Source organism: Streptococcus sp. KHUD_011, assembly GCF_046352925.1.
Classification (GTDB): domain Bacteria; phylum Bacillota; class Bacilli; order Lactobacillales; family Streptococcaceae; genus Streptococcus.
Genome location: NZ_CP157578.1, coordinates 805304 through 828085, shown reverse-complemented (window position 1 = coordinate 828085; position 22782 = coordinate 805304). Strand labels below are relative to the sequence as shown.

The window sequence follows — 22782 nt, the reverse complement described above, 5'->3', positions numbered from 1 at the left end:
AGTTAAAATAATCTTCTTCTAGTTTCGCATATAATGATGAATTTTGTCAAGTTCTAACCAAAAAGAGCCTGAAATCCACTTTCAGGACTCTCCTCTTATTTAATCTTTTCTTCTTCGTAATCACCATTACTGCAAACAACCTGCTTGCCACCACCACGGACTTTTTTCTCCATGAGGAAGTTTCCACATTTTGGACAGTCACGACCAACAGGTTTGTCCCAAGAGGTAAATTCACATTCTGGGTAGCGATTGCAACCATAGAAAAGGCGATTACGTTTGGTTTTACGTTCAATGATTTGTCCCTGATGACAGCTTGGACACTCAACACCAATCTCTTTCACGATTGCTTGGGTATGACGGCAATCTGGGAAATTGCTACAAGCGTAGAACTTCCCAAAACGACCAAGTTTAATAACCATTGGACTGCCACACACTTCACAGTCAAATCCAGCTGGTTCATCCTTGATTTGGATTTTCTCCATTTCTTCTTCAGCCTTGGCCACTTCTTTAGAAAATGGTTTGTAAAAGGCATCAATGACACGTTGCCACTGCTCTTTTCCAACTTCGACGTCATCCAGCTTGCCTTCCATTTCAGCTGTAAAGGTCACGTTTACGATATCTGGAAAATATTCAACGATGAGCTTGTTAACAATTTCTCCCAACTCTGTTGGTTCAAAGCGTTTGGCTGCAAGGCGAACATAATAACGTTTCTGAATGGTTTCAATAGTTGGTGCGTAGGTTGACGGACGGCCAACACCATTTTCCTCCAAGGTCTTGATCAGGGTCGCTTCAGAATAACGAGCAGGCGGTTGGGTGAAATGTTGCTCTGGTTTGCTATTAACCTGCTTGACTACATCTCCAACAGCCATGTCCGGTAACATCTTATTCTTATCAGAATCATTATAAATGGCAAGATAACCATCAAACTTAACCTGACTACCATTGGCAGCAAATTGGACCCCATTTTGAGACAATTTAACAGCCATGGTATCAAAGACAGCAGCTGTCATCTGACTCGCTACAAAACGATTCCAGATAAGGGTATAAAGCTTGAGCTGATCCTTGTCCAGATACTTAGCAATACTTTCAGGTGTATTAAAGACGCTTGACGGACGAATAGCCTCGTGGGCATCCTGAGCACCTGATGCATTTTTCACCTTGCTACCATGCTTAGAATACTTGCTACCAAAACGGTCCGTAATGAAGCTTGCTGCCTCATTTTGCGCCACTGGACTGATACGAGTCGAATCGGTACGCATATAGGTAATTAAACCTTGCACACCAGAACCAATATTAATCCCTTCATAAAGCTGTTGGGCAACCATCATGGTTTTTCGAGTACGGAAATTGATTTTATTGGCAGCATCCATCTGCATAGATGAAGTGGTATAGGGTAAAGGAGCATTGCGTTTACGCTCTTTCTTATCTACCTGATCCACTGAAAAGTCTTTACTAGTCAGACGAGACAAGACTTCCTTGACCTCATCATTGCTAGTTAGTTTCAACTTTTTGCCATCTACTCCATAGAAGGAAGCCTGAAATTGCTTGGTTCCCTTTTTAAAGACACCATCAATTGTCCAATATTCTTCTGGTTGGAAGGCATTAATTTCATTCTCACGGTCAATGATTAACTTAAGCGCAATAGACTGAACGCGTCCTGCTGACAAGCCCTTCTTGACCTTCTTCCACAAAATAGGCGAAATCGAATACCCTACCAAGCGGTCCAAGACACGACGAGCCTGTTGGGCATCGACCAAGTCCATATCAATCTTGCGTGGCTCTTTGAAAGCATTTTTTACCGCATCCTTGGTGATTTCGTTGAAGACCACACGGTTGGCATCATTCTCATCCAAGTTGAGAATATGAGCTAAATGCCAAGAAATCGCTTCTCCTTCACGGTCCGGGTCACTCGCCAGAAAGACTTTATTGGCTTTTTTAGCTTCTTTTTTCAAGTCATTGATGAGAGGTCCTTTTCCTCGGATATTGATATATTGCGGTTCATAATTATTTTCAATATCAACGGACATACTGGATTTCTTCAAATCACGGATATGCCCGACACTGGCTAAAACCTTGTAGTTTCTGCCGAGATATTTTTCAATCGTCTTGGCCTTAGCAGGCGACTCCACGATTACTAGATTTTTTTTAACTGTTGATTTTTTCTTTTTTGTTGCCGTAGCCACAGTATCACACCTTTTCAAAGTAATAAACTTTATAAAGTGTAAACCATTTTGCCATAACTGTCAAGACTTAGCACCTATATATAGAAGAAAAGTTTGTTTAGAAAGAGAAATTTCGTCTTAAAATTCAAATTCCGCAAGAACATCCTGTCCACTGGTGACCAATTTTGCCCCTTCTTGAATCAAATGATGGCAACCATCTGACAGTCCATCTAAAATGCTACCAGGAATAGCAAAGACATCGCGCCCTTCTTCCATTGCTCTCTCACAGGTAATGAGACTACCTGAGCGCATCTTAGCCTCTGCTACAATCACACCTCGACAAAGTCCAGCAATGATTCGATTACGGGCAGGAAAATGAAATTTCAGAGGTTGTTCACCAGGTCCATATTCACTTAGAACCAGATGGTCATTGCCGATATAGTCTTGCAAACGTTTGTTGACTTTAGGATAAAACACATCCAGACCTGTCCCAATCACTGCAATGGTTTTTCCGCCATTCTGCAGGGCTGCCATATGGGCTGCTGTATCGATCCCCTTGGCTAATCCACTGACGATAACCAGTTCATTTTCCAAGCCTTGAATGACTTTTTCAACTGACTTAGCGCCCTGTTTACTACAAGCACGACTACCCACAACCGCTACCTTAGGAAATTTCAAGAGGTCAAGATTTCCTTTGTAAAATAAAAGCACAGGTGCATCATAAATTTCACTCAAATCCCAAGGGTAACAGTCGTCTAAAATAGAGAAAGATGGAAATTTTTGAAACTCCTTCTCCAAATGCGTATCGTCTATCTGAAAATAACGTTCCATAAAAACAGCTGGATTTCGGCAACTTGATATATCTGCAATATCACCTAACAACAGTTCTTGATCAACATTTTCACCGTATTCTAGCACTTTCAAAATCTGTTGATTGGTCAAACCTGATTTTTTTAACTTATAGATTTCATAGTTTGTGATTTTCATAAATAACTCCATTTCTTTATCTACTCATCTATCTATTCGTAAAAAAATCAAAAAAACATCTGACTATTTCAGCCAGATGTTGAAATCTTTAATTTTCGTTTTTAAGAATTTCTTCTAATTTATGATAATCTTGGACACTATCGATCTCATAGATGCTGTTACCTTCTAATTCTTCAACATAGACATCCAGCTCTTTGATATTATCCTTAACCATATTGTCCCAGTAGAGATCAACAAATTCTCCACTTGCATAAGCCTTATCGATAAAGCTGACAATCTTCTCTGCAGTTGGAGCATCCCAGAAAGATACCCCACTAAGGATGCGACCTGCCTTGCTATCAACAATAATGTCTTGAACCTTATAGTCATCTCCATAAACCAAGAACCATTCATTGGTACAATCTTCTCGATAGACACTAAAATAAGTCGAACGTGTCAAATCATTGCGGAACATATTTTTAAAGAGATAATTGTCGGCATCAATAACATAGCTGTTAGCCAATTCTTCTTTTACAAGATAGAGGGAGTAAAAGTTATTGTAATCAGCATATTTATCATTGAAAACGAGTCGAACTCCGTATTTCTCTTTCAAGTAATCAAATTGTTCTTTAAGATAACCAACAATGATAATGATATCATGGATTCCTTTTTCTTTGAGAAACTCAATTTGGTATTCAATCAGAGGTTTTTGATTAACCTGCACTAAGGCTTTAGGGGTATTTTCAGTCATAGGACGCAAGCGAGTTCCCAATCCCGCTGCTAAGATGATGGCTTTCACACGAATCTCCTTTATTCTTTAATAATAATATAAACTCCAGCAATGACTACAAGTGACGTAATAATTGTCAGCATATCTAGCGGTGCACCCAAGAAAACAACTGCAAACAAGACTGTCCAAACTACATAGCTCACGTTCAAACCTGTAGCCTTGGCTGGTTGCAAGCGATTGATAGCGATATAATAAGCCAAGTAGGAAATCATATCAAAGGCTGCAAAGACAATCATAAGACCTAGTAATTGTCCATTGGCCACTTCTGCAAATGACTGATGAGAAAAGAGCACAATCACAAGATAGGACAAGAATGAAGTCACTTGACGGATTAAGAGGGCTTCGATTTCACTCAGTTCACTTTCCATGGCAAAAGAGCTAAGAACACTCTCACTTCCCCATGCAATAGCACAAACCAAAGCACAGAGAATCCCAATGTAGAAGGAATTGACCTGTTCAACCTTATAGGTCTGAGCAATAATCCCTGCAATAATCAAGACAATACCAAATACAGTATTTTTTGAAATCTTGTGCTTCAAAAAGAAGAAAGCCAATAAAACCGAAATCGCAGGGTAAATAGCCGATACAGATGAAGCTAAGGAACTTCCGATATACTTAACCGCATAAAGATTGGCCTGCATACCAATAGGGCCTGCTAGCAAGGCTCCGATGATCACACTAACATTGCGAATATTTAAGAAAATTGAAAGACGAACTTTTCCTTCTTTTACCAAGAGAAAAGCTAGTAAGATAAAGATACTCAAGAAATCGTGAGCAGCGGCCACCACAAAGGGCGACAAATCTGTAAAAATCGAAAAGATATAAGCACTAATCGTTAGACCTAAACCCCAGAAAATACCTGAGAGTAGACCAAAAGAAACTCCATTTTTAGTTTTCATCTGAACCTCCATAATATGACAAACCTTTAACAGCTCTTTGGTAACGATTCACACCATAGTCACCAAAATCTGCGCCTTGCTCTTCCTTATAGACAGTCCATAGACTCCAAATAGTATCTTGTAAAATTTTATAAATGGCAATCTTTTCACGAGAGACAGGTGTTTGCTCACTCTCATAGTGAGATAAGAAGGCTTCTTCCTCTTGACGAGTGAATTCAGACTCTAAAAAGAGGGCAGCCAAATCCCACATTGGATCGTTCATTGATGAATATTCCCAGTCAATCAGATAAAGTCGTCCTTGAGGTGATTCGATAAAGTTTTCAGGCACCAAATCGATATGACAAGATTTTCTGTCAACACCTAAGTCAGCAAGTCTTTTCTCTAAGGAGAAGACTTCTTCTCTAACTGCTTCATAGTTGGCATAAGGGATTTTTTCCTCAATCAAAGATTCGTATTTTTTGATTTCTTCAAAAGGAGCAAATTCTCCTCTTAATTCCTTGCCAGAAGCATGAATGGTTTGTAAAATTGGAGCAATTTTATCAAATTTGGTCTTGATTGACGTTGAATCAAGCGTAATCGCAGATTCGATATACTCATTTACTTTGATACCAGCTTCAATATCAAAAAGGTAATTTCTTACATCTAAGTCTAAATACTTTAGTAGTTCAAGATTGTACTTTTCATCTTGACGATTGATCAGCTTTTCTGTCCCTTTACCAAAGAATTTAACAATGTATTGCTTATTTGTTGTTTTGACCAAATAGTTTTGATTGGTCATTCCCCCCAGTTGTTCAACACTGAGGACTTCCTCTTCTTGACTAAGTAGGGATGACATTTTTTCTTTAATGATTTTCTCCACAATTAACCTCCAGCACTTATACTTCCCACTTAAACACTGTTTTAAAGGCTGTGTTTAAATCGGTCGCAAAGACACGGTGAATATCTTTAATTTCTCTTACAGGTTCTTCTAGATAAAGGATATTTTTAAGACGATTGGCAAATTTCTTGACTTCCATCATTTGGATGGCATTTTCAAAATCAATGCGACCAGAACGAGAGGAACCAACCAAGAGCAAGCCCTTTTCTAAGGCATCGCGTGTATTGAGATTGACTTTATACTCGCTAACACCCATCATGAGAATCGTTCCCTGAGGACGAATGTAGCGAATCAAATCATTTATAGCTGGTCCAGTACCATCACCACCACAACACTCAAAAGCATGATCAAAGGTCAAATCTTCAGGAATATTGTCAGTAATATAGCATTCTTTGGCAAAAGAGAAGAGTTCCAACTTTTCCCAATGACGACCAATAACCACAATCTCTGCTTCTGGCAAAGTATAGTTGATAATATTGGCAACCACAAAAGCTAAACTTCCATCTCCGATAACGGCGATTCGGTCCCGCTTGCTATGAGCAAGAGTCAATAGACGATTCATAGCATGCATGCCGACACTAACAAACTCTGTAATGGCTGCAACCGTATCTTCGATAGCATCGTAAGCCACCACACGATCTTTAGGAAGAGAAACAAATTCTCTCATAAAGCCATCAAATCCACTAGACAAGAAATGAGTCCCTGTCATGTAGTTTTCATAGAATTCTTCATCACTCTGCATAGGAGGCTGATTTGGAATCATGACAACTTTTTGCCCAACCTCATAGGTTCCCGTCGGGTCAGCAATAACCGTTCCACATGACTCGTGAATCATTGCCATTGGAAGCTTTTTATTCAAAATCTTTGGGTCACGTTTTCCTTGATAGTAACGCTGATCCGCATGACAGACAGCCATATAATTGGGGCGGATGAGGATATGATTCTCTTGATCAATAGACTCTTCCTGGTATCTGACGTTGATAAACTTAGGCTTTGTTAGTTGATAAATTTGATTAATCATTTCACTAGTCTTTCTCAATCATACTTTTTGCAATTTTCAAATCTGTCACTGTTGTGATTTTTAGATTTGAATATTCACCCTTAGCCAAGGCCACATCTTTTCCTTTGATTACAAAGATCTTACATGCATCTGTCAAGATTTCCTTCTCTTCAGCAGAGAGAGAGCCATAAAGGTCCATGAAGTCCTTGCAACGGAATGTTTGAGGTGTTTGTCCTTGATAGAGGTGAGCACGATTTGGAATATCTGTAATAAATTGACCATTAGTGCTTTCAACGATGGTATCAACCGCTTCTACCACTGTGTCCACTGCGTCATGATTTTGGGCAAGTTGGATATTGTCTTGAATCATGCGAAGTGTAATAAATGGACGAACAGAATCGTGGGTAACAACGATATCCTCTGGAGTAAGCGGACGATAAGCATCAATGGCTTCAATGATTTTCTCAATACTTGTATTGCGGTCAGCACCACCCTTTGTAATGATGATACGATCCTTATGAAGAGGTAGAAATTTATCTACAAGATCCTCTGCATGGGAAACCCAGTCTCCATGGACGCCAACTACAATTTTTTCAATGCTTGGTTCCAAGACAAATTTTTCAATTGTATGAATCAAAATAGGTCGATCACCTAGTTCTAAAAATTGTTTTGGCAAGTTACTGATTCCCATACGTGTGCCAGTTCCACCGGCAAGAATTCCTGCATAAATCATCTATTTTCTCCTTTGTCTTACTAAAAAAACTTATTCTCTCTATTATACCACAATCTAGTCCTATCATGAAAGAAATACCGGACCTCCCGTTCTAGAATAGGAGGATTAAGCAGTTCTATATCTTCAAAGAAACTAATCCATTTCTAGTAATGACCAGGAATTCTGTAGAGATTACTAATAAATGGCTGTGAAATTTTAGAGTTCTTCAGAATAATATAGTTTTCTTAAAGAAAACTTAAAATTAAGCTTTGAAACTTCAAAGTGATTACTTGACTTATACTCAATGAAAATCAAAAAGCAAACTAGGAAGCTAGCCGTAAGCTGTACTTGAGTACGGTAAGGCGACGCTGACGTGGTTTGAATTTGATTTTCGAAGAGTATTACTGCCCTTCATTTCTTATTAGCTGACTTTATGATATAATGAAAAATGAGGTAAATTGAATGAAAAGTATAAAATTAAATGCTCTATCTTATATGGGAATTCGTGTCTTAAATATTATTTTTCCCATCCTAACTGGAACCTATGTCGCGCGTGTCTTGGACCGAACTGACTATGGTTACTTCAACTCAGTTGACACTATTTTGTCATTTTTCTTGCCCTTTGCGACATATGGAGTTTATAACTATGGTTTGCGAGCTATCAGTAATGTCAAGGATAACAAAAAAGATCTTAATAGAACCTTCTCTAGTCTTTTTTATTTGTGCATCGCTTGTACGATTCTGACCACCGCTGTCTATATCCTTGCCTATCCTCTCTTCTTTAATGATAATCCAATCATCAAAAAAGTCTACCTTGTTATGGGGATTCAACTCATTGCCCAGATTTTTTCAATCGAGTGGGTCAATGAAGCTCTGGAAAATTACAGTTTTCTTTTTTACAAGACTGCCTTCATCCGTATCCTGATGCTGGTATCTATTTTCCTGTTTGTCAAAAATGAACACGATATTGTTGTCTATACACTTGTGATGAGTTTATCGACACTGATTAACTATCTGATTAGTTATTTTTGGATTAAAAGAGACATTAAGCTTGTTAAGATTCACTTAAGTGATTTTAAACCGCTCTTTCTCCCTCTAACAGCCATGTTAGTCTTTGCCAATGCTAATATGCTCTTCACTTTTTTGGATCGTCTCTTCCTCGTAAAAACAGGGATTGATGTCAACGTTAGTTACTATACCATGGCTCAACGAATTGTGACCGTTATAGCTGGGGTTGTAACAGGAGCTATCGGAGTGAGTGTACCTCGTCTCAGCTACTATCTGGGGAAAGGAGACAAAGAAGCCTATGTTTCCCTAGTTAATAGAGGTAGTCGAATCTTTAACTTCTTTATCATTCCACTGAGTTTTGGACTCATGGTTTTAGGACCAAATGCCATCCTACTTTACGGTAGTGAAAAATATATCGGAGGCGGTATCTTAACCTCTCTCTTCGCTTTTCGGACGATTATCCTGGCACTAGATACCATTCTTGGTTCCCAAATTCTCTTTACAAATGGTTATGAAAAACGTATCACAGTCTACACAGTCTTTGCAGGACTGCTCAATTTGTGCTTGAATAGTCTCCTCTTTTTCAACCATATCGTGGCTCCTGAATACTACTTACTGACAACTATGCTATCAGAGGCCTCTCTACTTGTTTTCTATATCATTTTCATCCATAGAAAACAACTTATTCACTTGGGACATATCTTTAGCTATACTGTTCGATACTCGCTCTTTTCACTTTCCTTTGTAGGAATTTATTTCCTGATTAATTTCTTGTATCCTGTGGATATGGTCATTAACTTGCCATTTTTGATTAATACTGGTTTGATTGTCATGCTATCAGCCATCTCTTATATTGGTCTACTTGCCTTCACCAAAGATAGCATTTTCTATGAATTTTTAAACCATGTCCTAGCCTTAAAAAATAAATTCAAAAAATCTTAGGAGTTTAGAATGAAACAACTTAGCATTGAAGATGCCAAACAAATTGAATTAGAAATTTTGGATTATATTGATACTCTCTGCAAAAAGCACAATATCAACTATATCATTAACTACGGTACTCTGATTGGGGCGGTTCGACATCAAGGCTTTATCCCTTGGGACGACGATATTGATTTATCTATGCCTAGAGAAGACTACCAACGATTTATTACCATTTTCCAAAAGGAAAAAAGCAAGTATAAGCTCCTATCCTTAGAAACAGATAAAAACTACTTTAACAACTTTATCAAAATAACCGACAGTACGACTAAAATAATCGATACTCGAAATACAAAAACCTATGATTCTGGTGTCTTTATCGATATTTTCCCTATGGATCGCTTTGATGATCCTAAGGTCATTGATACTTGTTATAAACTGGAAAGCTTCAAACTTTTATCTTTTAGTAAACAAAAAAATATTGTCTATAAAGATAGCATTATAAAAGATTGGATACGAACAGCCTTTTGGTTGCTCCTTCGCCCTGTTTCTCCCCGTTATTTTGCAAATAAAATCGAGAAAGAAATTAAAAAATATAGTCGTGAGAATGGGCAGTATATGGCTTTTATCCCTTCTAAATTTAAGGAAAAGGAAGTCTTCCCAAGTGGTACCTTCGATAGGACAATCGATTTACCCTTTGAGAATTTAAACCTTCCCGCACCTGAAAAGTTTGATACTATTTTGACACAATTTTATGGAGATTATATGACCTTGCCACCTGAAGAAAAACGCTTCTACAGTCATGAATTTCATGCCTACAAATTGGAGGATTAGGATGCAATATTTAGAAAAAGAAGAAATTAAAGAAATTCAACTAGCCCTGCTAGACTATATTGATGAGACTTGTAAGAAACATCATATTCCTTATTTTCTCAGTTATGGAACCATGCTTGGAGCAATCCGCCACAAAGGTATGATTCCCTGGGATGATGATATTGATATTTCCCTTTATCGTGAGGATTATGAGCGTTTACTGAAGATTATTGAAGAGGAAGATCATCCTCGCTATAAGGTTCTTTCATACGACACTTCTTCTTGGTACTTCCATAATTTCGCATCGATTTTGGATACTTCTACTGTTATCGAAGACCATGTTAAGTACAAGCGTCATGACACCAGTCTCTTCATAGATGTCTTCCCAATTGATCGCTTTACAGACTTGAGCATTGTCGACAAGAGTTATAAGTATGTAGCCCTTCGTCAACTAGCTTATATCAAAAAATCACGCGCAGTTCACGGTGATAGCAAATTAAAAGATTTTCTTAGATTATGTAGCTGGTACGCTCTGCGATTTGTCAATCCTCGTTACTTTTACAAGAAAATTGATAAGCTAGTCAAAAATGCCGCAACCAACACTCCTCAATATGAAGGAGGAATTGGGATTGGTAAGGAAGGAATGAAAGAAGTCTTCCCAGTTGATACCTTTAAAGAACTGATTTTAACAGAGTTTGAAGGCCGTATGTTACCAGTCCCTAAAAAATATGACCAATTTTTAACCCAGATGTATGGAGATTATATGACACCACCATCAAAAGAAATGCAGGAGTGGTATAGCCACAGTATTAAAGCTTATCGCAAAAACTAATTGAGGGTGAACATATAAACTACAAAAAAAAGAACAGTTTCAACTGTTCTTTTTTACTTCTTTTCATGAATCAAGCACTACTATTATCCCTTTATCAATCCTCAAGCTGATGCCCAGAGCTGATTTAAACGAATTTAAAAAATATCGAAAAGCAGCTTGATATTGAGAATGGTCAAGATGATTGAAACTACGTAGCCAAGGATTGTATTCCACTTGGCATTGGTAAATTCTCCCATCACTGACTTCTTAGAGGTAAGATAGATTAAGGGGAAGATTGAAAACGGAAGAGCGATGGAAAGAAAGACCTGTGAATAGACCAACAACTGATCCAAGGTTTTTTCTTGATGTCCAAACAAAACAGCAACTATAATCACAGGAAGCAAGGCAAAAATACGTGTACCGATACGGATAATCCACTGAGGTAATTTCATATGTAAGAAACCTTCCATGACAATCTGTCCTGTCAAGGTGCCTGTGATAGTAGAATTTTGGCCACTTGCTAAAAGGGCTAGAGCAAATAAAGTTGACAGAGTTGAGCTGGCTATTGCTCCTGCTATTGTCGAATCCTGTAAGGCATTGTACATTTGAGAGAATGCTGAAATTTCAGACGCATGACCAAAAAAGAGCGATGCTCCTAAAATGAGAAGCAAGGAATTGACAACAAAGGCTAGCGACAACTGAAGATTTGAGTCCCAGGTCATAAAACGCACAGCTTTTCGAACATCCTTTTTATCCTTATGGTTGATTTTCCTTGTTTGCGAAAGGGATGAATGGAGATAGAGATTATGGGGCATGACTGTCGCTCCTACAATTCCTAAAGCCAAAGTCAGTTGACTCTCATGTCCCGGCAAAGGACTCTCAAACAAAGTTGATGTCGGTAAATAGCCACCAAAGATACCCTGAATACTTGGATTAGATAAAGCCACCAGATAAGAAAATATTCCTAATATAGTTAAGATAAGGGTTGTAACAATAGCTTCAATCTTCTTGAAGCCAAATTTCATCAACAAAAGCAAAAGAAACACATCTAAAACCGTTAGGAGGATAGCCACCATAATCGGTATTTTAAACAAAAGATTCAAGGCAATCGCTGAACCCAAAACCTCAGCCAAGTCTGTCGCCATTAAAGCTAATTCTACAATCACCCACAGACTATAACGGAGCCACTTAGGAGCATGATGAGCTGTTTCCTGCGCTAAATCCATCCTAGTCACGATACCAAGCTTTCCAGCCATTTGTTGTAACTGCATGGCAATAATGGATGAAATCAAAATAACAAATAAGAGACTATACTTGTAGGAAGCACCACCAACCACACTGGTAATCCAGTTTCCAGGATCCATATAACCAACTGCTACAAGAGCTCCAGGCCCTAAAAATGCCTTTAGATTTTGCCAAAAATGATTGTTATTGGGAGTTTCAATAGATTGATTGATCTCAGAAAGGGAGACCTTTTTGTAAGAAGACATAGGAATATTCACTTTCTAATCTTGTCTTTACCTAGTTTGTTAATGGAGTTTTTGAAAATACAATGAAAATAGTTTACCTATTTCCAATTTATTCTTATTATATCACATTTTAGAACGATTCTTAAGGAAAGCATGATAGCTGAAATAAGCAACACCAGTATTGGAAAAGCCAGCGTTTTCTGACGCTGGCTTTTTAACTGTGAAAATTCTTTCTCAACTAGATTGCTTCTGTAACAAAACTACGGCTTTCCAATACTTTAAGCATGGCGTTAGCTGTATCTAGGGCTGTAAAGAGGGGCACTCCGTGTTCAATGGCTGAACGGCGAATCTGCTCACCATCTTCGTCTGCAGTTCGTTTGGTTCCTACTGTGTTAATGATAGCTTGAATTCTTCCTTTACGAACAAAGCTTGGAATATCCTTATCGTCATCACCAATCTTACCAACAGGTTGGGCTTGCAATCCATGACTGGCAAAGAAGGCTGCTGTCCCTTCTGTCGCGAGGATTCCATAGCCAATATTTTGGAAACGACGAGCCAAGTCCAAGGCTTCTTCTTTGGCATCATCAGCGATGGTAAATACAACGTTACCAAAGGTTGGCAAGTGTAGGTAAGAAGCTTCAAAGGCTTTATAGAGAGCTTTTTCCAAATTCGTATCAGAACCCATCACTTCACCTGTTGACTTCATTTCAGGACCGAGCAAGCTGTCTACCTTAGCTAGTTTCGTGAAGGAGAAGACTGGTGCTTTAATATGAACTCGAGTACTTTCAGGGTAAAGACCATCTTGGTAGCCAAGTTCTGATAAACTTTGACCAAGAATAAGCTTGGTTGCTACCTGAGCCATAGGAATATTGGTTACTTTAGAAAGGAAAGGAACCGTACGGCTAGCACGCGGATTGACCTCAATAACGTAGACTTTTTCATCCTTGATGACAAACTGGATGTTCATCATTCCAAGACAGTTAAGACCGATTGCTAGGCGTTTAGTATAGTCTGCGATTGTTTCTTGCACCTTTTGCGACAAGGTTTGTGGAGGATAAACTGCCATTGAGTCACCTGAGTGGACACCTGCACGTTCGATATGCTCCATGATACCAGGGATAAGAACATTTTCTCCGTCTGAAATGGCATCAACTTCACATTCTTGCCCAACGATGTATGAGTCAACAAGCACTGGGTGATCTGGACTAGCCTTAACCGCTGTACGCATGTAAGAACGGAGATCTTCCTCATTTTCCACGATTTCCATAGCACGTCCACCTAAAACATAAGAGGGGCGAACTAAGACTGGGAAGCCAATCTTGCGAGCTGCAAGCACTGCTTCTTCTTCATTGGTAGCCGTTTGTCCTGGTGGCTGTGGAATATCCAGGTCTTTTAGAGCTTGCTCGAAGAGGTCACGGTCTTCGGCACGGTCTAGGTCAGTAACCTGTGTACCAAGGATGGTCACACCTGCTTTTGCCAATGGCTCCGCAAGGTTGATAGCTGTTTGACCACCAAACTGAACGATAACCCCTTTTGGTTGCTCCAAGTCGATGACATTCATAACATCTTCGAATGTCAATGGCTCAAAGTAAAGCTTATCTGATACAGAGAAGTCTGTAGAAACGGTTTCTGGGTTTGAGTTCATGATGATGGCTTCATAGCCAGCAGCCTGGATAGCCTTAACCGAGTGAACAGTTGCGTAGTCAAACTCAACACCTTGACCTATACGGATTGGACCAGAACCCAGAACTAGAACGGATTCCTTATCAGACTTGATAGACTCATTTTCCCATCCATAGGTTGAATAGAAATATGGTGTTTCAGAGTCAAACTCCGCCGCACATGTATCAACCATCTTGTAGACTGGGGCAATCTTGTTTTCCAAACGAAGTTGGCGAACTTGGTCAGCTGTCGTTTCCCAGAGTTCAGCAATCTTACGGTCAGAAAATCCATTAAGTTTGGCAGTTTTCAAAACTTCTAGATCTTGTGGATGAGCACCCAATTCTTGCTCAATTTCAAAGATATGCAAGAGTTTATCCAGATAGAAGATATCGATTTTTGTAAGCTCTGCAATTTCTTCTGGTGTGTAGCCACGGCGAATGGCTTCTGACACATAGAAGAGACGGTCATCTTGGGCTTTGACAACCTTTTCAATCAAGGAATCATCAGAAACTGCTGCAAGTTCAGGCATCTCATTGTGGTGCACACCAATTTCAAGGGAACGACAAGCTTTAAGGAGAGATTCTTCGATGTTTCGACCGATTGCCATGACTTCTCCAGTGGCCTTCATCTGTGTCCCAAGACGGCGCTCACCCTTTTCAAACTTGTCAAATGGGAAACGTGGAATCTTGGCAACGACGTAGTCAAGGGCTGGCTCAAACATGGCATAGGTTGAACCCGTGACTGGGTTAATAACCTCATCCAAGGTCAAACCGACGGCAATCTTAGCAGCCAATTTGGCAATTGGGTAACCTGTCGCCTTAGAAGCAAGGGCCGACGAACGCGATACACGAGGGTTTACTTCGATGACATAGTACTTGAAGCTGTGGGGATCAAGGGCCAGCTGAACATTACATCCACCTTCAATCTTAAGGGCACGAATGATGCTCAAGCTCGCGTCGCGTAGCATTTGGTTTTCATAGTCTGACATGGTTTGCGCAGGGGCAAATACAATGGAATCCCCTGTGTGAATCCCAACTGGGTCAAAGTTTTCCATGTTACAAACAACTAAGGCATTGTCAGCCGAGTCGCGCATGACTTCATATTCGATTTCCTTGAAACCTGCGATTGAACGCTCAATCAAACATTGGGTCACAGGCGATAATTTCAAACCATTTTCAGCAATTTCACGCAATTCTTCCTCATTAGCACACATACCACCACCAGTACCACCAAGTGTAAAGGCTGGACGGACGATGACTGGGTAGCCAATTGTTGCTGCAAAGGCAACAGCTTCTTCGACTGTGTTGACAATTTCAGATTCTGGAATTGGTTGGTTGAGCTCTTCCATCAATTGTTTAAAGAGGTCACGGTCCTCCGCTTGATCAATGGCAGATAGTTTAGTACCCAGAAGTTCAACACCAAGCTCATCTAGGATACCATTTTTAGACAATTCCATGGCCATATTAAGACCAGTTTGCCCACCGAGTGTTGGAAGCAAGGCATCTGGACGTTCCTTACGAAGAATACGCGTTACAAACTCAAGTGTAATCGGTTCAATATAAACCTTGTCCGCAATTTCCTTATCCGTCATGATAGTTGCAGGGTTTGAGTTAACCAAGACAACCTCATAACCTTCCTCTTTCAACGACAAGCAAGCCTGGGTCCCAGCGTAGTCAAACTCAGCAGCCTGACCAATAATAATCGGACCAGAACCAATCACCATAATTTTTTGAATATCAGTACGTTTAGGCATTTATAAGATATTAAGGGCGTCAAGCGGACAAAGCTAAAATAGGAGTTATGACGCAGAACTATCAGTTCTAGGAATAACTATCTTTTTAGCACCGTCCGTAGCCCGTATTCAGTTCAGCAAATACGGACCACCCTTCTCCTTTCTATTCGGCAACTCTCGGGTTGCCATTAAATAAATTCTCCGACGATTTTTTAGCGAAACGATACTTTTCGGTAAAAAAATCTAGTGCAGGGAGTTTTTAGTTCGCCTGATAGCGACTAAAAGAAACGACCTGCCTTTCTATTCGTCGCCTCTCAGGGCGACATTAAATAAATTCTCCGACGATTTTTTAGCGAAACGATACTTTTCGGTAAAAAAATCTAGTGCAGGGAGTTTTTAGTTCGCCCAATAGCGACTAAAAGAAACGACCTGCCTTTCTATTCGGCAACTCTCAGGTTGCCATTAAATAAATTCTCCGACGAGCTTTTACTCGTTCTTAGTTTGATTGTTTAAAAGCTTCCATCATCTCGATAAACTCGTCAAATAGGTAGCTTGCATCATGAGGACCAGGGGCTGCATCTGGATGGTATTGAACAGAGAAAGCAGGTTGGTATCTGTGACGCACACCTTCAACTGACTTGTCATTGATTTCTTCGTGGGTGATAATCAAGTGTTCTGGCAAATCCTCACGGCTAACTGCATAACCATGGTTCTGACTGGTGAAGTCTACACGGCCTGTAGCAATCTCCCGTACCGCATGGTTAAAGCCACGATGACCAAACTTCATCTTGTAAGTCTTAGCACCATTTGCCATTGCAAAGAGTTGATGCCCCATACAAATACCAAAGATTGGAATTTTTCCTTGTACACCGCGAATCATATCCAGTGCCTGTGGAACATCTTCTGGGTTACCTGGACCATTTGACAACATAACTCCGTCAGGATTGAGATGGAGAATTTCTTCAGCCGTTGTCGAATAAGGAACAACCGTCACGTTACAGTTGCGTTTAGAAAGTTCACGTAAGATTGAGTGCTTGAGACCAAAATCCACTAGCACTACACTCAAACCAACTCCTGGAGCTGGATAGGATGTTTTAGTAGAAACCTGCTTGATATTATCTGTCGGTAAAACTGTTGCTTGGAGCTGGTCCGTCACATGGTCCATACTGTCCCCAACATGAGTCAAAGTTGCACGCATGGTACCATGCTTACGGATAATCTTGGTGAGTGCACGCGTATCAATCCCTGAAATACCCGGAATTTTCTTGGCTTTCAAAAATTCATCTAGCGTCATTTGGTTGCGCCAGTTGCTTGCTCTACGTGCTTCTTCGAAAACAACGACTCCCTTACAAGTTGGAATAATGGATTCATAATCATCACGGTTAATTCCATAATTTCCTACCAAAGGATAGGTAAAGGTCAAGATTTGTCCATTATAAGACTGATCTGTAATGGATTCTTGGTAGCCGGTCATCCCTGTATTAAAGACGATTTCGCCTGTTACATCAATATCTGCTCCGAAGGCCTTGCCTTCAAAAACTGTGCCATCTTCTAATACTAGAAGTCTTTTTGTCATATTTTCACCTCTCGTGGACGCTCACTGGCGTCTTTTAACGTCTTGTGTTTTAGTTGGCGTTTCTACTCGCCAGTACGGATTCTAAGATTGCCATTCGAACAAAGACACCATTGGTCATTTGTTGGACAATCCGTGATTTTGGTGCTTCAACCAAGTGGTCTGCGATTTCTACATCACGGTTGACTGGGGCTGGGTGCATGAGGATTGCTGTTTCTTTCAAACGGTCATAACGTTCTTGAGTCAAACCATGTTGGGCATGGTAGTCTTCTTTTGAAAAGACTGCACCACTATCATGACGTTCATGTTGCACACGGAGAAACATCATGACATCCACCTGATCAATGATTTCATCAATAGTTACAAACTGTCCATAGTCTGCAAACTCTTGACTTCTCCATTCCTCAGGTCCAGCAAAGTATAGTTCAACTCCCAAGCGTTTCAAAATCTGCATATTGGATTTGGCAACACGTGAGTGGTCCAAGTCACCTGCAATCGCAACCTTGAGACCCTCAAAGTGGCCAAATTCCTCATAAATAGTCATCAAATCAAGTAAGCTCTGGCTAGGATGTTGACCTGAACCGTCTCCACCATTGATAATGGAAGTCGTAATCGTTGGACTTGCAATTAACTCTCTATAGTAGTCAACCTCTGGGTGGCGAATCACACAGACATCAACTCCTAAAGCAGACAGAGTCAGGATGGTATCATAAAGTGTCTCCCCTTTATTAACTGAACTAGTCTTCACATCAAAGTCAAGTCGTTCCAATCCCAATTTAATCTCTGCCACTTCAAAGGACTTATGCGTCCGTGTAGAATCCTCAAAGAAAAGATTGGAAACAATCGGATGGTCTTCATAAGGAAGCTGAGCTTCGTTTTTAAACTCAATTCCTCGCTTGATCAATTTCATGACTTGATCGACAGTGAGGTCTTCCATGGACACCACATGGTTCAATGCTTGTTGATTTTCTGACATGGCTACTCCTTTAGCTTTCTAAGCTTCTTCAGTAATCAGAACTCTGTCTTGGCCATCAAGTTCTGTCATCTCTACGATGATTTCTTCAGAACGACTGGTTGGGATATTTTTTCCAACATAATCTGGACGGATTGGCAATTCTCTATGTCCACGATCGACTAGAACTGCTAAACTCACGCGCGCAGGACGACCATGACCGACAATATTATCAATAGCAGCACGGATGGTACGACCTGTATAAAGCACATCGTCCACCAAGATAACTTCACGGTCTGTCACATCAACAGAAACTAAAGAAGTATCTTCTCCACTTTTAACATCATCACGGAAAGGTTTCGTATCCAATTCCACAACAGGAACTGAAAGATTTTCTAGCTGCTCCAAACGTTCTTGGATTCGGTGGGCGATAAAGACACCACGAGTTTTAATACCAGCCAAGACGATCTTATTCAAATCTTTGTTGCGTTCGATAATCTCATAAGTAATACGCGTAATCGCTCGTTTGACGGTCAATTCGTCTACAACTTCTTTTGTCTTCATGACAAACCTCCAAAAAGAAAAGTCTCCTTAAACAAGGAGACTTGAAATGTATAGCTAAGCGAGCCCTACTGCAAACAGTATAGACTTCACCCTTCTACTTTATCGCGCTCCTTGCCTGCCTCACGGGACAGGTTTAAAGGAATATTTAATTATCAATTACTATAGCACAAAGCGGGCCTAAAATCAAGCAAAAACTTTTGATGATCCATCTTATAAATTGCTAAAATCATATAACTGTGGGTACTGGTCACACTCTGGATTTTTAGGATGACAAATGGCTCTTCCAAAATAAATCATGGCCTGATGGGCTGCTAACCATTTTTCAGGCGGCAAGATATCCATGACCCGCTTTTCCACCTCAAGTGGTGTCGCTGATTTTTTGACAATATCGTGGTGTTTGCAAATACGCTCCACATGAGTATCTACTGCAAAGGCTGGAATTCCAAAGCCCACACTCATGACAACATTGGCTGTCTTGCGACCAACACCTGCCAAACTCTCCAATTCCTGACGTGTTTGAGGGACTTGACCATCGAAATCATCTAGTAACTGTTGGGCACATTTTTTAAGGAATTTAGCCTTATTTCGATACAGTCCCAGGCGAGAAATGTGTGAGGCAATTTCACTTTCTGTTGCAACAGACATGGCTTGTGGCGTTGGAAAGGCAGCAAAGAGACCTGGTGTAGCCTTATTTACCGCTGCATCTGTCGTCTGGGCTGACAACATCACCGCAACCAAGAGTTCAAAATGATTGGTAAAATCAAGACTGGGCTTGGCATCTGGAAACAGAGCAATGATTTCTTCCAGCACTTTTCGTGCTCGTTTTTTTGACAAGACCATTATTCGTCTCCATCAAATAGTCCTTGTAAACCAGCAAAAGGACTGTTTTCTTCTTTTTTGACTGCTTGTTGAGCCTGGTATTCTTCCTCTGTCATGATTTGCCAGTCATTTCCAGAAACAAATCCTTGACCAGCTTCTTCTTCAGCCGTCAAGACCTTGATAGGAATGTTTAGCAGGATATTGTCTGACACGCTCTCAGCAAGATCAAGTTCCCCATTTTCGATAGGCAAGACCAAATCATCGTCTAAAACTTCCTGATCTAGTTGGTTAGTTACACCTTCCATGAAAACTTCCGTTACTGGATAAGATTCAACTAATTCAACTGGTTCCATACTGCGACTTGAAGCAAGAACAATGGTATAAGATAGTTGATAATCTAAGAAATACATACGATCTTCGTACTGTACTTTCCCAACTGCAAGGATATCTTTTACATCTAAAATTTCTTGATTGCGTGCACGCAGATCTGCGGCTAGATCTAACGTTTGTTCAAAATGCAAGCCTTCAGACTGCTTACGAATTTCTTGAATATTTAATTTCATACTTCCTCCATAAAGATTTACTCTCTTGATTATACCATGAAAAGGCTACAAATCAGCACGGCAAACTTTATAATTAAAATTCGATTTTTTAACATATTTACTATGACATTTTTGTTTTTTAGTGCTATACTATAGGCAATAATACATCAGAGCAAGGAGGATGCTCACATGGAAGACAAAGAACTCATTACTAATGCAACCCAACTCCTATCCGAGTTAAATAAAAGTTTCCAAAGCTGCAAACAGGGTAGGGCAGATGATATTCGACTGCAAGAGCTGCTAAATACTACTCTGCAAGAACTCAAAAAAGCGGAAAAGTTGAACAACAGTATCTTAATCGATCTTGAGAAATTTTACCAACGTACCAGTCTTCTGATAGGCCTCGGTAGCCTAAAACTAAACGATCAAGCACGTACCGCTTGGCGCAACTATGACAAGTTCCATTACGAGCATGTCAAACACGTGCTAACTCTCTATGGACCTGTTTTCGGGTTTTAGAGATTAGATTTGTTAGTTTTCTGTTGACAAAATTTCCTAAAAGGTATAGGATAAAGGTACTAATACTCGGAGGTAAGGGAGACATGAACAACTAAGTCTATCAAATAAAGAACCTTTATTTAGTAGATCTTGTTTTTGTCTCTTTTTTGTGTGCTCTTTTATGCTCTTTTTCTGGCATTTTATACTCAATGAAAATCAAAGAGCAAACTAGGAAGCTAGCCGCAGGTTGCTCAAAACACTGTTTTGAGGTTGTAGATAAGACTGACGAAGTCAGTCACATATATACGGTAAGGCGACGCTGACGTGGTTTGAAGGGATTTTCGAAGAGTATTAATAGAGTTTTTTTGACATAGACTTTGGCTCTACTAGGTAAAGTAGAGCTTTTTGTTATGCACTATTGACATTCTAGAAAGGGTAATCATATGATAAAAATCAATCACCTGACCATCACACAAAACAAAGATTTACGAGACCTTGTCTCTGACTTAAACATGACCATACAAAACGGAGAAAAGGTAGCTATTATTGGCGAAGAAGGAAATGGCAAATCAACCTTGCTTAAAACTTTAATGGGGAAAGCTTTACCTGATTTCACTATCAAGGGAGACATCCAGTCTGACCATCAATCACTAGCCTACATTCCTCAAAAACTCCCCGAGGAGCTGAAAAAGAAAACTCTACACGACTACTTCTTTTTAGATTCTATTGATTTAGACTACAGTATCCTCTATCGTTTGGCTGAAGAATTGCATTTTGATGGCGACCGTTTCGCTAGTGACCAAGAGATCGGGAGCCTCTCGGGTGGCGAAACTTTGAAAATTCAGCTCATCCATGAGTTAGCCAAACCCTTTGAGATTCTATTTTTAGATGAACCTTCAAATGACCTAGACCTTGAGACGGTTGATTGGCTAAAAAGACAGATACAGAAGATGAGGCAAACCGTTATTTTCATTTCCCATGATGAAGACTTTCTTTCTGAAACGGCAGACACTATTGTTCACTTGCGACTGGTCAAGCACCGTAAAGAAGCAGAAACGCTAGTAGAGCATTTAGACTATGATAGCTATAGCGACCAGAGAAAGGCTAATTTTACCAAACAAAGCAAGCAAGCTGCTAACGACCAAAGAGCCTACGATAAAACCATGGAAAAACATCGGCGAGTCAAGCAAAATGTAGAAACTGCACTTCGAGCTACCAAAGACAGTACTGCCGGTCGCCTATTGGCTAAAAAGATGAAAACTGTCCTCTCACAAGAAAAACGCTACGAAAGGGCAGCTCAGTCCATGACCCAAAAGCCACTTGAAGAGGAAGAAATCAGACTTTTCTTCTCAGACATCCAACCATTACCGGCCTCTAAAGTCTTAATCCAGCTGGAAAAAGAAAATTTATCCATTGACGACCGAGTTTTGGCTCGAGAACTACAACTAACTGTCCGTGGCCAAGAAAAAATCGGTATCATCGGCCAAAATGGTGTTGGTAAATCAACTCTGTTAGCCAAGGTACAGAGAATTCTGAATGATAAAAGAGAGATTTCCCTTGGTTTTATGCCACAAGATTACCACAAAAAACTGCAATTGGATTTATCACCAATAGCCTACCTCAGCAAAACTGGAGAAAAAGAGGAACTACAGAAAATCCAATCTCACTTAGCAAGTCTCAATTTCAGTTATCCAGAAATGCAGCATCAAATTCGCTCCTTATCTGGCGGACAACAGGGAAAACTTCTGCTTTTGGATTTAGTCTTGCGCAAACCAAACTTTCTCCTGCTAGATGAACCCACACGAAACTTTTCTCCAACTTCTCAACCCGAAATCAGAAAACTCTTTGCCACTTATCCTGGTGGTCTCATCACTGTTTCGCATGACCGTCGTTTCTTAAAAGAAGTTTGCTCGACTATCTATCGCTTGACAGAACACGGTTTGGAGATAGTTAATTTAGAAGATTTATAAATTTTCAACATAGCAAAAATCCAGAGACGACCTCTGGATTTT

Annotated in this window: 19 protein-coding genes; 5 read left to right on the top strand and 14 right to left on the bottom strand. The window is 40.0% G+C overall.

Going from position 1 to position 22782, the window contains the following annotated elements; translation table 11 throughout:
* Window positions 1-95 precede the first annotated feature (95 nt).
* From topA to ABKJ27_RS03760, 7 genes are all read right to left on the bottom strand, one after another.
* Window positions 96-2183 (bottom strand): type I DNA topoisomerase, encoded by a 2088-nt coding sequence (gene topA / locus ABKJ27_RS03790; RefSeq protein ID WP_050253722.1) that lies wholly within the window; start codon window positions 2181-2183, stop codon window positions 96-98.
* 117 nt (window positions 2184-2300) lie between these two features.
* The gene (dprA, locus tag ABKJ27_RS03785; RefSeq protein WP_410012075.1) at window positions 2301-3149 is read right to left on the bottom strand and encodes a DNA-processing protein DprA; all 849 of its coding nucleotides are present in this window, start codon (window positions 3147-3149) and stop codon (window positions 2301-2303) included.
* An 88-nt stretch (window positions 3150-3237) separates the two neighbouring features.
* A complete protein-coding gene (locus ABKJ27_RS03780; protein ID WP_020902399.1) occupies window positions 3238-3927 on the bottom strand; it encodes a CTP--phosphocholine cytidylyltransferase in 690 nt (229 codons plus the stop codon).
* 11 nt (window positions 3928-3938) lie between these two features.
* Complete coding sequence (locus tag ABKJ27_RS03775) at window positions 3939-4817, bottom strand: DMT family transporter (protein WP_049550666.1); 879 nt, start codon at window positions 4815-4817, stop codon at window positions 3939-3941.
* Window positions 4807-5676: a phosphotransferase gene (locus tag ABKJ27_RS03770; protein WP_410012074.1), complete on the bottom strand. Its 870-nt coding sequence runs from the start codon at window positions 5674-5676 to the stop codon at window positions 4807-4809. Before ABKJ27_RS03770 ends, ABKJ27_RS03775 begins: the two co-directional genes overlap by 11 nt.
* A 16-nt stretch (window positions 5677-5692) precedes the next feature.
* Window positions 5693-6715, bottom strand: coding sequence for a ribitol-5-phosphate dehydrogenase (locus tag ABKJ27_RS03765; protein ID WP_261104667.1), 1023 nt, complete (start codon window positions 6713-6715; stop codon window positions 5693-5695).
* 4 nt (window positions 6716-6719) lie between these two features.
* The gene (locus tag ABKJ27_RS03760; protein WP_261060408.1) at window positions 6720-7427 is read right to left on the bottom strand and encodes an IspD/TarI family cytidylyltransferase; all 708 of its coding nucleotides are present in this window, start codon (window positions 7425-7427) and stop codon (window positions 6720-6722) included.
* A 441-nt stretch (window positions 7428-7868) separates the two neighbouring features.
* On the opposite strand from ABKJ27_RS03760, the gene tacF reads away from it, so the two are divergent.
* From tacF to ABKJ27_RS03745, 3 genes are read left to right on the top strand one after another with little or no spacing between them, the layout of a single operon-like run.
* Window positions 7869-9356: a type IV teichoic acid flippase TacF gene (gene tacF, locus ABKJ27_RS03755; RefSeq protein ID WP_410012073.1), complete on the top strand. Its 1488-nt coding sequence runs from the start codon at window positions 7869-7871 to the stop codon at window positions 9354-9356.
* A 9-nt stretch (window positions 9357-9365) separates the two neighbouring features.
* On the top strand, window positions 9366-10169 hold the full coding sequence (locus tag ABKJ27_RS03750) for a LicD family protein (protein WP_410012072.1): 804 nt from the start codon (window positions 9366-9368) through the stop codon (window positions 10167-10169).
* Window position 10170: 1 nt separating this feature from the next.
* Window positions 10171-10980 carry a LicD family protein gene (locus ABKJ27_RS03745; protein ID WP_410012071.1) on the top strand — a complete coding sequence of 270 codons (810 nt, stop codon included), beginning with the start codon at window positions 10171-10173 and terminating at the stop codon, window positions 10978-10980.
* A gap of 134 nt (window positions 10981-11114) precedes the next feature.
* Here the strand turns inward: ABKJ27_RS03745 and ABKJ27_RS03740 are convergent, their stop codons facing one another.
* The 7 genes from ABKJ27_RS03740 to ABKJ27_RS03710 all read right to left on the bottom strand — a co-directional run bounded on the left by ABKJ27_RS03740 (window position 11115) and on the right by ABKJ27_RS03710 (window position 20293).
* Window positions 11115-12449: an Nramp family divalent metal transporter gene (locus ABKJ27_RS03740; RefSeq protein WP_410012070.1), complete on the bottom strand. Its 1335-nt coding sequence runs from the start codon at window positions 12447-12449 to the stop codon at window positions 11115-11117.
* A gap of 217 nt (window positions 12450-12666) precedes the next feature.
* A complete protein-coding gene (gene carB, locus ABKJ27_RS03735) occupies window positions 12667-15843 on the bottom strand; it encodes a carbamoyl-phosphate synthase large subunit (RefSeq protein ID WP_410012069.1) in 3177 nt (1058 codons plus the stop codon).
* 475 nt (window positions 15844-16318) lie between these two features.
* Window positions 16319-17398 carry a carbamoyl phosphate synthase small subunit gene (locus tag ABKJ27_RS03730; protein ID WP_000166853.1) on the bottom strand — a complete coding sequence of 360 codons (1080 nt, stop codon included), beginning with the start codon at window positions 17396-17398 and terminating at the stop codon, window positions 16319-16321.
* Window positions 17399-17447: 49 nt separating this feature from the next.
* On the bottom strand, window positions 17448-18371 hold the full coding sequence (locus ABKJ27_RS03725; RefSeq protein ID WP_261046228.1) for an aspartate carbamoyltransferase catalytic subunit: 924 nt from the start codon (window positions 18369-18371) through the stop codon (window positions 17448-17450).
* Between the two features lie 18 nt (window positions 18372-18389).
* Window positions 18390-18911 (bottom strand): bifunctional pyr operon transcriptional regulator/uracil phosphoribosyltransferase PyrR, encoded by a 522-nt coding sequence (gene pyrR, locus ABKJ27_RS03720; protein ID WP_033676960.1) that lies wholly within the window; start codon window positions 18909-18911, stop codon window positions 18390-18392.
* A gap of 210 nt (window positions 18912-19121) precedes the next feature.
* Window positions 19122-19751 (bottom strand): endonuclease III, encoded by a 630-nt coding sequence (gene nth / locus ABKJ27_RS03715; protein ID WP_261219213.1) that lies wholly within the window; start codon window positions 19749-19751, stop codon window positions 19122-19124.
* Window positions 19751-20293, bottom strand: coding sequence for a YceD family protein (locus ABKJ27_RS03710; RefSeq protein WP_265482024.1), 543 nt, complete (start codon window positions 20291-20293; stop codon window positions 19751-19753). The genes nth and ABKJ27_RS03710 overlap by 1 nt, the downstream gene beginning before the upstream one ends.
* A 168-nt stretch (window positions 20294-20461) precedes the next feature.
* Between ABKJ27_RS03710 and ABKJ27_RS03705 the strand changes: the two genes are divergently transcribed.
* Complete coding sequence (locus ABKJ27_RS03705; RefSeq protein WP_265482023.1) at window positions 20462-20791, top strand: helicase BlpT; 330 nt, start codon at window positions 20462-20464, stop codon at window positions 20789-20791.
* Window positions 20792-21213: 422 nt separating this feature from the next.
* Window positions 21214-22740 carry an ATP-binding cassette domain-containing protein gene (locus ABKJ27_RS03700; protein ID WP_410012068.1) on the top strand — a complete coding sequence of 509 codons (1527 nt, stop codon included), beginning with the start codon at window positions 21214-21216 and terminating at the stop codon, window positions 22738-22740.
* Window positions 22741-22782 lie beyond the last annotated feature (42 nt).